Raw genomic sequence first — 11,355 nt, forward strand, 5'->3', positions numbered from 1 at the left:
ACGACGTAGAGCGCACGATTACATCATGCCGCCCATACCGCCCATGCCACCCATGCCGGCAGCACCTAAGTCTGGCGCGTCGCCTTTAGGCATATCGGTCACCATGCATTCGGTGGTGATCATCAGACCCGCAACAGAGGCCGCGTACTGCAGAGCAGAACGGGTCACTTTTGTTGGATCCAGGATACCGAAGTCGATCATGTTGCCGTATTCTTCCGTTGCCGCGTTGTAACCGTAGTTACCTTCACCCGCTTTCACGTTGTTGGCAACCACAGATGGCTCTTCACCGGCGTTAGAAACGATCTGACGCAGAGGCGCTTCCATTGCGCGCAGCGCAACTTTGATACCCACGTTCTGGTCTTCGTTCTGAGCGGTCAGGCCAGCCAGCTTAGCGGCAACGCGCACCAGCGCAACGCCACCACCAGCAACCACGCCTTCTTCTACCGCAGCACGGGTCGCGTGCAGGGCATCGTCAACGCGCGCTTTTTTCTCTTTCATTTCAACTTCGGTCGCCGCACCAACTTTGATTACCGCAACGCCGCCTGCCAGTTTCGCTACGCGCTCCTGCAGTTTTTCACGGTCGTAATCAGAGGTTGCTTCTTCGATCTGCTTACGGATCTGACCAACACGGCCCTGAATAGCGGCTTCTTCACCCACGCCATCGATGATGGTGGTGGTGTCTTTGTTGATCACAACGCGTTTCGCCTGGCCCAGGTCTTCCAGGGTCGCTTTTTCCAGCTCCATACCGATCTCTTCGGAGATCACGGTACCGCCGGTCAGGGTAGCGATATCCTGCAGCATTGCTTTACGGCGATCGCCGAAGCCAGGTGCTTTAACCGCAGCCACTTTCACGATGCCGCGCATGGTGTTAACCACCAGCGTTGCCAGCGCTTCGCCTTCAACGTCTTCAGCGATGATAACCAGCGGTTTGCCTGCTTTCGCAACGGCTTCCAGCACTGGCAGCATTTCGCGGATGTTGGAGATTTTCTTGTCAGCCAGCAGGATGAACGGGCTTTCCAGCTCAACAGCGCCAGTTTCTGGCTTGTTGATGAAGTATGGGGACAGGTAGCCGCGGTCGAACTGCATACCTTCAACCACGTCCAGTTCGTCTTCCAGGCCGGTACCGTCTTCAACGGTGATCACGCCTTCTTTACCGACTTTGTCCATCGCTTCCGCGATCAGTTTACCCACGGTTTCGTCGGAGTTAGCGGAGATGGTACCTACCTGAGCAATGGCTTTGGAGTCAGAGCACGGTACGGACAGCGCTTTCAGCTCTTCAACAGCGGAAGCGACAGCTTTGTCGATACCGCGTTTCAGATCCATTGGGTTCATGCCCGCCGCAACGGCTTTCAGACCTTCGGTGATGATGGCCTGCGCCAGAACGGTCGCGGTGGTGGTACCGTCGCCTGCAGCGTCGTTCGCTTTAGAGGCAACTTCTTTCACCATCTGCGCGCCCATGTTTTCGAACTTGTCTTCCAGCTCGATTTCACGTGCTACGGAAACACCATCTTTGGTGATGGTTGGCGCGCCGAAGGATTTATCCAGCACTACGTTACGGCCTTTCGGGCCCAGGGTCACTTTAACTGCATCGGCCAGTACGTTTACGCCGCGGAGCATTTTTACACGAGCGTCGTTACCGAATTTTACGTCTTTAGCTGCCATGTTCTTATTTCCTCAAATTCTCGTGCGTAAATTACGCTTCAACAATTGCCAGAATGTCGCTCTCGGACATGATCAACACTTCTTCATTGTCGATCTTCTCGGATTTCACGCCGTAGCCATCGTTGAAAATTACGATGTCACCAACTTTAACGTCCAGCGGCTGCACAGTTCCGTTTTCCAGGATGCGGCCCTTACCGACAGCGATGATTTCGCCACGCGTTGATTTGGCTGCTGCAGAACCGGTCAGAACGATGCCGCCAGCAGACTTGGTTTCAACTTCTTTACGTTTGACGATCACACGATCATGTAACGGACGAATACTCATTGATAGCTCTCCTTTGAGAAAGTCATTATCAGTTATGGATGACGCCGGCCCGCATGCGGTTTTCCGACTAGTGCCCTGAGAGATGGGGATAGCTTTTTAGCCCTTCAAGGGGGAGTCGAAAAAAAAATTTGCGAAAGTGTTACCATCGCCTCTCTTTGGGTACGGGCAGGGCGATGTTAATGAGTGGACTCAAGCAGGAGTTGGGGCTGGCGCAGGGTGTTGGTCTGCTCTCGACCTCCTTGTTAGGGACGGGCGTGTTTGCCGTACCCGCACTGGCGGCGATGGTGGCTGGAAATAATAGCCTGTGGGCATGGCCCGCGCTGATTGTATTGGTTTTCCCGATCGCCATTGTGTTCGCCATCCTGGGGCGACATTTCCCCAGCGCGGGCGGCGTGGCGCACTTTGTCGGGCTGGCCTTTGGCCCGCGATTACAGCGAGTGACCGGCTGGCTGTTTCTCTCCGTCATTCCGGTTGGTCTTCCCGCGGCGTTGCATATTGCCACCGGCTTTGGTCAGGCGCTGTTTGGCTGGCATAACGAGCAGCTACTGCTGGCCGAACTGGGTACGCTGGCTATCGTCTGGTGGGTGGGCTCTCGCGGGGCCAGCTCCAGCGCCAACCTGCAGACGCTGGTTGCGGTGCTGATCGTCGCGCTCGTTGCCGCTATCTGGTGGGCGGGCGATATTACCATCAAGGACATTCCCTTCCCGGCGGTGAAAGACGTCGATCGCTCGCAGCTTTTCGCCGCGCTCTCCGTTATGTTCTGGTGTTTTGTGGGTCTGGAGGCCTTTGCCCATTTGGCCTCTGAATTTAAGCAGCCTGAACGTGATTTCCCCCGCGCGCTGATGATAGGCCTGCTGCTGGCAGGCACGGTTTACTGGGCGTGCACCGTGCTGGTATTACACTTCAACGCGTTCGGCGCGGATCTCGCTGCTGCGGCATCGCTGCCGGGTATCGTAGTGGAACTGTTCGGCGTGAAGGCGCTGTGGATCGCCTGCGTCATCGGCTATCTGGCCTGTTTTGCCAGCCTAAATATTTATATCCAGAGCTTTGCCCGGCTGGTGTGGTCGCAGGCGCTCTACAAACCTGAGAATCGCCTCGCGCGTCTGTCCAAACGCCAGCTTCCGTTAAATGCCCTGAATGCCGTACTGGGCTGCTGCGTGCTGAGCACGCTGTGTATTTACGCGCTGAAGATCAATCTCGACGCGCTGATCGTCTACGCCAACGGTATTTTCATCATGATCTACCTGCTGTGCATGCTGGCGGGATGTCGTTTGCTGAAAGGTCGTTATAAAGCGCTGGCGGTCGTTGGGGGCGTGCTTTGCCTGCTGTTGCTGGCGATGGTGGGATGGAAGAGCCTGTACGCGATCGTGATGCTGGCGGGGCTGTGGATGTTTTTACCGAAGCGGCAAAACGCGGAGGCCCGGTAAGCTAACCTCACCGGGCAACAACATTACCGATCGTCTTTATGGTCTAAACGGTCGTGCTGTTCATCCTTACGCTGATACTCCCCTTCGAAGGTATCGCCTGGCCCGGTGCTAAACCCGCCGCCGGGCATACGGCTAAAGCGCAGATGCGGCAGCAGCTTCATGGTCAGGTGCTTTTGCACCGGCGGCAGAAGCAGCAGAAGTCCAAGGAAGTCGGTGAAGAACCCCGGCAGAATCAGCAGCAGCCCCGCGATAATCAGCGACACGCTTTTGATCATCTCTTCCGCCGGGCTTTCGCCTGCGGCCATCTTCTGCTGCATTATCAGGAAATTTTTGAAACCCTGATTACGCACCAGCGACATGCCGATAACGGAGGTGAAAATGACCAGAATCAGCGTCAGCAGGACGCCCAGCACATGGGCCACCTGGATGAAAATGGAAATCTCAATGTAAACATAGAGAAAGAAAGCAATAAACGGTATCCAGCGCACTGGCATCTCCTGTGTGGCAGGTGCCATCGGCCCCTGTCTGAATGTGTTCGCGACGCGCGTTTGTATGAGATGGTGTCGATTAGCGAAAATTCAATCGGTTTGCACGGATATTTTTTCTGGAAATATTAAAGCGGTGACCCATTTCACAGATTAATAATTATCATGGAATCGGCTCGATAATAAGTGATCCAGCTTACGGCAATTCGCTATCATCAGCATATGATCTCGAGCATCTGGCTGATTGAGGGAATAATCGTCGGTCAGAAAATATTCAAAACCACATATATACTGTGTGTTTAGTACAATCCATCGGCAGCTTGAAAAGAAGGTTCACATGTTAAACAACATTCGTATCGAAGAAGACTTGTTGGGTACCAGGGAAGTTCCAGCGGATGCCTACTACGGTGTTCACACTCTGAGAGCGATTGAAAACTTCTACATCAGCAACAGCAAAATCAGCGATATCCCTGAGTTTGTCCGTGGCATGGTGATGGTGAAGAAAGCCGCAGCCCTGGCTAACAAAGAGCTGCAAACCATTCCTAAAAGCGCGGCAAATGCGATTATCGCAGCCTGCGATGAAGTGCTGAACAACGGCAAATGCATGGATCAGTTCCCGGTTGACGTCTATCAGGGCGGCGCGGGTACCTCCGTCAACATGAATACCAACGAAGTGCTGGCAAACATCGGCCTGGAGCTGATGGGTCACCAGAAAGGTGAATACCAGTACCTGAACCCGAACGACCACGTTAACAAATGCCAGTCTACCAACGACGCCTACCCTACCGGCTTCCGTATCGCGGTATATGCCTCTGTCGTGAAGCTGGTGGATGCGATCAACCAGCTGGGCGATGGCTTCCAGCGTAAAGCGGTTGAGTTCCAGGACATCCTGAAAATGGGGCGTACCCAGCTGCAGGACGCGGTACCGATGACCCTCGGCCAGGAATTCCACGCGTTTAACGTGCTGCTCAACGAAGAAACGAAAAACCTGCTGCGCACCTCCGAGCTGCTGCTGGAAGTGAACCTGGGCGCAACCGCCATCGGTACGCGTCTGAACACCCCGGATGGCTATCAGCAGCTGGCGGTACAGAAGCTGGCTGAAGTTTCTAACCTGCCGGTTGTGCCTGCAGAAGACCTGATTGAAGCCACCTCAGACTGCGGCGCCTACGTCATGGTACACAGCGCGCTGAAACGTCTGGCGGTGAAACTGTCCAAAATTTGTAACGACCTGCGCCTGCTCTCTTCCGGTCCGCGCGCTGGCCTGAACGAAATCAACCTGCCAGAACTGCAGGCGGGTTCGTCCATCATGCCAGCCAAGGTGAACCCGGTCGTTCCAGAGGTGGTGAACCAGGTTTGCTTCAAAGTCATCGGTAACGATACGACCGTGACCATGGCCTCTGAAGCGGGTCAGCTGCAGCTGAACGTCATGGAGCCTGTGATTGGCCAGGCGATGTTTGAATCTATCCACATCCTGACCAACGCCTGCTACAACCTGCTGGAAAAATGCATTAACGGCATCACGGCCAATAAAGAAGTCTGTGAAGGTTATGTCTATAACTCCATCGGGATCGTCACCTACCTCAACCCGTTCATCGGTCACCACAACGGTGACATCGTCGGTAAGATTTGTGCCGAAACCGGTAAGAGCGTGCGTGAAGTGGTGCTGGAGCGCGGGCTGTTGACCGAAGCCGAGCTGGACGATATCTTCTCCGCCCAGAACCTGATGCACCCGGCCTATAAAGCGAAACGATATACCGATGAAAGCGAACAGTAACCGTTCAGGCTAGGCTTCTTAGGGCACGTCACTTGTGACGTGCCTTTTTTCTTTTTAGGCGTTACCAAAATACAACAATTCAATATCAACTTGTTAATAAGCAAGGCAGGTCCTTATGTTTGGAGCAGAACTCGTCATCGTCTTGTTGGCGATTTATTTGGGAGCACGACTCGGGGGTATCGGCATCGGTTTTGCCGGCGGTCTCGGGGTGCTCGTTCTTACCCTTATCTTTCAGATTAAACCCGGCGCAATCCCCTTCGACGTTATCGAAATCATCATGGCAGTTATTGCCGCTATCGCCGCCATGCAGGTGGCAGGCGGTATGGACTACCTGGTGAGCCTGGCGGAGCGAATGCTGCGCCGCCATCCAAAGTACATTACCTTCCTTGCTCCGCTGGTGACCTGGTTTATGACCATTCTCGCCGGTACGGGCCACACCGCTTTCTCTACGCTACCGGTGATTACCGAAGTGGCGAAAGAGCAGGGTATCCGTCCGTCTCGTCCGCTCTCTATTGCCGTCGTTGCGTCCCAGATTGCGATTACCGCTTCGCCGATTTCCGCAGCGGTGGTCTTCTTCGCCGGTATACTCGAGCCGATGGGCGTGAGCTATCTGACGCTGCTGGCGATCTGTATTCCGGTGACGCTGATTGCGGTGATGATTACCGCCGTGCTGTGTAACTTCCTCGGCGCCGAGCTGAAGGACGATCCGGTGTACCAGGAGCGTCTGGCAAAAGGCGAAGTAAGCCTGCGCGGCAGCCAGGTCTTCGAGCTGAAGCCGCACGCTAAGCGCTCCGTGCTGCTGTTCCTGATCGGTATCGTCGCGGTGATGTTCTACGCGACCGCCATCAGCGACACCGTGGGTCTGATCCAGAACCCGGTCCTGCCGCGTAACGAAGCGATTGTGGTGTTTATGCTGACTATCGCGACGCTGATTAGCATTACCTGTAAAATTGACACCAGTGAAGTGCTGAACGCCAGCACCTTCAAATCCGGTATGAGCGCCTGCGTGTGCGTACTGGGTGTGGCGTGGCTCGGCGATACCTTCGTGAAGGCGCACATCAGCGATATTCAGACCGTAGCGGGCGACCTGCTGCACAACTATCCGTGGCTGCTGGCGGTGGTGCTGTTCTTTGCCGCTACCCTGCTTTACTCTCAGGCAGCGACCACCAAAGCGCTGATGCCTGCGGCACTGATGCTGGGCGTTACGCCGCTGACGGCGATTGCCTCTTTCGCGGCGGTTTCGGCCCTGTTCGTTTTGCCAACCTACCCAACCCTGCTGGCGGCGGTGGAGATGGACGATACCGGCTCAACCCGTATCGGTAAGTATGTGTTTAACCACGCGTTTCTGATCCCTGGCGTGGTCGCCATTTCGCTTTGCGTGATCCTCGGCTTTATCATTGGCGGCGTGGTGCTGTAAACGGTGAATGGTTGTAAAAATAGTTAAAATCGGGCCGCTCTGCGGCCCGTTTCATTAATGACCAACCGCCTTGCGTGATATAGTGAAGCCTTTCGTGATGAGGAGGTCGACTTGTGAACACGCCTGATGCTGTTGTCGTACTGTGTACCGCCCCTGATGAAGCTTCTGCCCAGGATCTCGCCGCCAAAGTGCTGGCCGAAAAACTGGCAGCCTGCGTGACGCTCCTCCCCGGGGCCACGTCCCTTTATTACTGGGAAGGCAAGCTGGAGCAAGAGTACGAAGTCCAGATGCTGCTCAAAACGAATCTGGCGAATCAGCAGGCGCTTCTGGACTGCCTCAAGTCTCATCATCCTTACCAAACCCCGGAACTGCTGGTCTTGCCAGTGGTTCATGGCGATAACGACTATCTCTCATGGCTCAACGCTTCCTTACGCTGATCCTGCTGCTGTGCAGCACATCAGTTTTTGCCGGGTTGTTTGACGCACCCGGCCGTTCGAACTTCATTCCCGCCGACCAGGCGTTTGTTTTCGATTTTCAGCAAAACCAGCATGACCTTACGCTTAACTGGCAGGTGAAAGAGGGCTATTACCTCTATCGCAAGCAGGTCAGCATTACGCCTGCTCAGGCCAGCGTGGGCGCTTTACAGATGCCCTCTGGCGAGTGGCATGAAGATGAGTTTTACGGCAAAAGCGAAATCTATCGCCAGCACCTGAGCGTGCCTGTTACGGTGAATCAGGCGGATAAAGGTGCGACCCTGACGGTGACCTATCAGGGGTGCGCGGATGCCGGATTCTGCTATCCGCCTGAAACAAAGGTGGTTCCGCTTAGTGAGGTGAAAGCCTCTGCAACGGTTCCCCCTCTTCCTTCGGGCGAGAAGCGTGAAGCTCCCGCTGACCTTCCGTTCTCCGCGCTGTGGGCCTTGCTGATCGGTATCGGCATTGCCTTCACGCCGTGCGTGCTGCCGATGTATCCGCTCATCTCTGGCATTGTGCTGGGCGGCAAACAGCGCCTTTCCACCGCCCGCGCGCTGCTGCTGGCCTTTATTTACGTGCAGGGTATGGCGTTGACCTACACCGCCCTTGGCCTTGTGGTTGCCGCAGCCGGGCTACAGTTCCAGGCCGCACTGCAGCATCCTTACGTCCTTATTGGCCTGTCCGTGGTCTTCATTCTGCTGGCACTGTCGATGTTCGGATTGTTCACGCTGCAGTTACCGTCGGCACTTCAAACGCGCTTAACGCTGATGAGTAACCGACAGCAGGGTGGCTCGCCTGGCGGCGTATTTGTGATGGGCGCCATCGCCGGTTTGATTTGTTCCCCCTGCACCACCGCCCCGCTGAGCGCCATCCTGCTTTATATCGCCCAAAGCGGCAACATGTGGCTCGGCGGCGGAACGTTGTACCTGTACGCCCTTGGCATGGGGCTGCCGCTGATCCTGGTCACGGTCTTCGGCAATCGACTGCTGCCGAAAAGCGGCCCGTGGATGGAGACCGTGAAAACCGCATTTGGCTTTGTCATCCTCGCGCTGCCGGTGTTCCTCCTTGAGCGTATCATCGGCGACGCATGGAGCCTGCGCCTGTGGGCGATGCTTGGCGTCGCATTCTTTGCCTGGGCATTTATCGTCAGCCTCGGGGCGAAGAAGCCGTGGATGCGCCTGGTGCAAATCCTGCTGCTGGCTGCCGCGCTGGTGAGCGTTCGTCCTCTGCAGGACTGGGCGTTCGGTTCGCCGGTGAGTCAGACTCAGGCACATCTGAACTTCACCCAGATTCAAAACGTGGATGAACTCAACAGTGCCCTGGCAAAGGCGAACGGTAAACCGGTGATGCTCGATCTCTATGCCGACTGGTGTGTCGCCTGTAAAGAGTTTGAAAAATACACCTTTAGCGATCCGCAGGTACAAAGCGCCCTGAAAGGGACCGTGTTACTTCAGGCGAATGTGACCGCCAACAATGCGCAGGATAAGGCTCTGCTGAAGCAGCTTAACGTACTCGGGCTGCCAACCATCCTGTTCTTTAATCAACAGGGCCAGGAGCAGCCAGAACAGCGTGTAACCGGGTTTATGGATGCAGCAGCATTTAGCGCGCATTTGCGCAATCGCCAACCGTAAACAACACTTTAAACGGAACAAACCGTTGGGAATAGCGGAGGAGATAATCGTGCAACGTGAAGACGTACTGGGACAAGCCCTGCAATTACTTGAGATTCAAGGGATCGCCAGCACCACGCTTGAGATGGTAGCCGACCGTATCGATTATCCTCTGGATGAACTTAAGCGCTTCTGGCCGGATAAAGAGGCGCTACTCTATGATGCCCTGCGCTATCTCAGCCAGCAGGTGGATATCTGGCGCAGGCAACTGATGTTGAATGAAGAGCTGACTGCGGAGCAAAAGCTGCTGGCGCGGTATACCGCCCTGACGGAATGCGTCAGCAACAACCGCTACCCGGGCTGTCTGTTCATCGCCGCCTGCACTTATTTTCCCGACCCTGGCCATCCTATCCACCAGTTGGCGGACCAGCAAAAACGGGCGGCACATGACTTCACCCACGAGCTGCTGACCACGCTGGAAGTTGATGATCCGGCAATGGTGGCGAAGCAGATGGAGCTGGTGCTGGAAGGTTGCCTCAGCCGCATGCTGGTGAACCGCAGCCAGGCCGATGTGGATACGGCGCATCGCCTGGCGGAAGATATTTTGCGTTTTGCTCAGTGCCGTATGGGCGGTGCACTGACCTAAACCAGAATGCCCGCCCAGGCGGAGACAAGCAGGCACAGCGCCATCAGGCGCTGAAAACGCACCATCGCCACGGTGGTGCGGAAAATTCGGTTCACCGCCTTCCCCAACCACGCCCAGCACATCAAACAGGCTATTGAGATCAGCAGAAACCATAGCGCCATTAGCGCAATATCCCATAATGCATGGTCGCCAGCAGGGGCAAACAGACTAACGACGGCCAACGCCATCATCCAGGTTTTGGGGTTCACTATCTGCAGCAGCGCCGCCGCCTGAGCGGTGAATCGGATAGGGCTCTCAGTGGAAAGACGGGTGGCCGGGGCGCGAAACAGTTGCCAGCTCATCCAGCTTAGCCACAGCACGCCTGTCCAGCTCATTATCTGACGTACCAGAGGATACTGACGCAGAACTTCTCCAGCGCCCGCGCCTGATACCAGCACAATTGCACTGGCGGCGATACACCCGCCCAGAACAGCAGGTACGGTACTCTTTACGCCGAAGTGCTGGCTGTTCGTCAGCACCAGGATATTGGTTGGCCCCGGCGTAATGGAGGCGACAAATGCGAACAGCAGAAAGAGTATCAAACTCACAGGTGGCTCCTTTTTATTAGAGCCATGAATGTGCCGTTATTTTTTGGAAACGTCTGGAAGGTTTGTGCACAACCGTCGGTAGTGTGCAGGAGAGAGGCGGTAAGCCCGCTGGAACCAACGTCCCAAATGGCTTTGATCGGCAAAATCCACTGCGGCAGCCACATCAACGGGCTGGTCGCCACGCGCCAGCAATTGCCTGGCCTTTGCCAGACGCAGCTGAATAAGCCATGCGTGCGGCGCCAGGTTGAACTCGCGCTTAAAACAGCGCGTTAGGGTAAAACGATCCGTGCCCGTCTCGCGCGCAAGGTCGGAAAGCCCTACGATCTCGCCGATAACGCGCACCAGCTGCGGCTCCCGCGTCAGCGTTTGGGAAAAATGGAGTGAATAACTCCCGGGAGTAGATTCGTAAAGCCCATGTAGCGCACGATGAAGCCAGCGTTCATCCAGATAGAAGGTCAGATAGGTAAAGCCGCCTTCTACAGGCGCATCGCCATCGTGAATTTCACCGGGTTCAAGGAGAAATGCGTCGCCAGGCTGGCTACGATGACGCTCACGGCGACAGTGAAACTGCTGCGTGCCGGAGAGGGTTATTCCTACCAGATAGCTATCGTGCCAGTGCGGATCAAAGGCATGCCCTTCGAAATGCGCTTTAATCGTTTCAATGCCCGTATCTGCATGCTGACGCAGTTCAAGCCAGTCATTCGCCATACTGCCCTCCTCTTACGATCAGCATTGCCGTATTACACTGGTTCTGTCTGGAAGATTTGTGCATTTTCACGGCTAAAACGAACGGATTGCCGCAAACTTAAGCAGTTGAACAGCTTTTACCTAAATAATGTTGACGATCGAGCGTGATTGCGGTTTAATGCGCTCCGTTGCCCGGATAGCTCAGTCGGTAGAGCAGGGGATTGAAAATCCCCGTGTCCTTGGTTCGATTCCGAGTCCGGGC

General features: G+C 55.5%; 11 protein-coding genes and 1 tRNA gene. 7 read left to right on the forward strand and 5 right to left on the reverse strand.

Annotated features, from left to right (window positions below; all coding sequences use genetic code 11):
* Nucleotides 1-18 precede the first annotated feature (18 nt).
* Together groL and L6R44_RS12990 are read right to left on the reverse strand one after the other, a co-directional pair.
* On the reverse strand, nucleotides 19-1,662 hold the full coding sequence (gene groL / locus L6R44_RS12985; RefSeq protein ID WP_014882201.1) for a chaperonin GroEL: 1,644 nt from the start codon (nucleotides 1,660-1,662) through the stop codon (nucleotides 19-21).
* Between the two features lie 31 nt (nucleotides 1,663-1,693).
* The gene (locus L6R44_RS12990; RefSeq protein WP_003855929.1) at nucleotides 1,694-1,987 is read right to left on the reverse strand and encodes a co-chaperone GroES; all 294 of its coding nucleotides are present in this window, start codon (nucleotides 1,985-1,987) and stop codon (nucleotides 1,694-1,696) included.
* Between the two features lie 179 nt (nucleotides 1,988-2,166).
* Here L6R44_RS12990 and yjeH point away from each other — a divergent pair, with 179 nt between their 5' ends.
* Nucleotides 2,167-3,414, forward strand: a complete 1,248-nt coding sequence (gene yjeH, locus L6R44_RS12995) for an L-methionine/branched-chain amino acid transporter (protein ID WP_237424456.1) — start codon at nucleotides 2,167-2,169, stop codon at nucleotides 3,412-3,414.
* A 23-nt stretch (nucleotides 3,415-3,437) separates the two neighbouring features.
* Here the strand turns inward: yjeH and L6R44_RS13000 are convergent, their stop codons facing one another.
* Nucleotides 3,438-3,902 (reverse strand): FxsA family protein, encoded by a 465-nt coding sequence (locus L6R44_RS13000; RefSeq protein WP_023616652.1) that lies wholly within the window; start codon nucleotides 3,900-3,902, stop codon nucleotides 3,438-3,440.
* 334 nt (nucleotides 3,903-4,236) lie between these two features.
* On the opposite strand from L6R44_RS13000, the gene aspA reads away from it, so the two are divergent.
* From aspA to L6R44_RS13025, 5 genes are all read left to right on the forward strand, one after another.
* The gene (aspA, locus tag L6R44_RS13005; protein WP_003855923.1) at nucleotides 4,237-5,673 is read left to right on the forward strand and encodes an aspartate ammonia-lyase; all 1,437 of its coding nucleotides are present in this window, start codon (nucleotides 4,237-4,239) and stop codon (nucleotides 5,671-5,673) included.
* 115 nt (nucleotides 5,674-5,788) lie between these two features.
* The gene (locus tag L6R44_RS13010) at nucleotides 5,789-7,090 is read left to right on the forward strand and encodes an anaerobic C4-dicarboxylate transporter (RefSeq protein WP_024907357.1); all 1,302 of its coding nucleotides are present in this window, start codon (nucleotides 5,789-5,791) and stop codon (nucleotides 7,088-7,090) included.
* 113 nt (nucleotides 7,091-7,203) lie between these two features.
* Nucleotides 7,204-7,527 (forward strand): divalent cation tolerance protein CutA, encoded by a 324-nt coding sequence (gene cutA / locus L6R44_RS13015; RefSeq protein WP_014168278.1) that lies wholly within the window; start codon nucleotides 7,204-7,206, stop codon nucleotides 7,525-7,527.
* Complete coding sequence (locus tag L6R44_RS13020; protein WP_237424457.1) at nucleotides 7,503-9,194, forward strand: protein-disulfide reductase DsbD; 1,692 nt, start codon at nucleotides 7,503-7,505, stop codon at nucleotides 9,192-9,194. The genes cutA and L6R44_RS13020 overlap by 25 nt, the downstream gene beginning before the upstream one ends.
* A gap of 49 nt (nucleotides 9,195-9,243) precedes the next feature.
* Nucleotides 9,244-9,819, forward strand: a complete 576-nt coding sequence (locus L6R44_RS13025; RefSeq protein WP_032643754.1) for a transcriptional regulator — start codon at nucleotides 9,244-9,246, stop codon at nucleotides 9,817-9,819.
* Here L6R44_RS13025 and L6R44_RS13030 read toward each other — a convergent pair.
* Together L6R44_RS13030 and L6R44_RS13035 are read right to left on the reverse strand one after the other, a co-directional pair.
* A complete protein-coding gene (locus tag L6R44_RS13030) occupies nucleotides 9,816-10,406 on the reverse strand; it encodes a LysE family translocator (protein WP_237424458.1) in 591 nt (196 codons plus the stop codon). The two genes, L6R44_RS13025 and L6R44_RS13030, sit on opposite strands and share 4 nt — an antisense overlap.
* A 36-nt stretch (nucleotides 10,407-10,442) precedes the next feature.
* Entirely contained in the window at nucleotides 10,443-11,114 is a 672-nt protein-coding gene (locus tag L6R44_RS13035) for an AraC family transcriptional regulator (protein ID WP_237424459.1), read from the reverse strand.
* Nucleotides 11,115-11,283: 169 nt separating this feature from the next.
* On the opposite strand from L6R44_RS13035, the gene L6R44_RS13040 reads away from it, so the two are divergent.
* Nucleotides 11,284-11,355 (forward strand) — tRNA-Phe (locus L6R44_RS13040).

The sequence above is a fragment of the Enterobacter cloacae complex sp. ECC445 genome (assembly GCF_021892025.1).
Classification (GTDB): Bacteria; Pseudomonadota; Gammaproteobacteria; order Enterobacterales; family Enterobacteriaceae; genus Enterobacter; species Enterobacter chengduensis.

Excerpts from the sequence above, each read along its gene's own strand:
- yjeH (WP_237424456.1), top strand. The coding sequence starts at position 2,167 with ATGAGTGGACTCAAGCAGGAGTTGGGGCTGGCGCAGGGTGTTGGTCTG.
- aspA (WP_003855923.1), top strand. The coding sequence starts at position 4,237 with ATGTTAAACAACATTCGTATCGAAGAAGACTTGTTGGGTACCAGGGAA.
- L6R44_RS12990 (WP_003855929.1), bottom strand. The coding sequence starts at position 1,987 with ATGAGTATTCGTCCGTTACATGATCGTGTGATCGTCAAACGTAAAGAA.
- L6R44_RS13035 (WP_237424459.1), bottom strand. The coding sequence starts at position 11,114 with ATGGCGAATGACTGGCTTGAACTGCGTCAGCATGCAGATACGGGCATT.
- L6R44_RS13020 (WP_237424457.1), top strand. The coding sequence starts at position 7,503 with ATGGCTCAACGCTTCCTTACGCTGATCCTGCTGCTGTGCAGCACATCA.
- groL (WP_014882201.1), bottom strand. The coding sequence starts at position 1,662 with ATGGCAGCTAAAGACGTAAAATTCGGTAACGACGCTCGTGTAAAAATG.
- L6R44_RS13010 (WP_024907357.1), top strand. The coding sequence starts at position 5,789 with ATGTTTGGAGCAGAACTCGTCATCGTCTTGTTGGCGATTTATTTGGGA.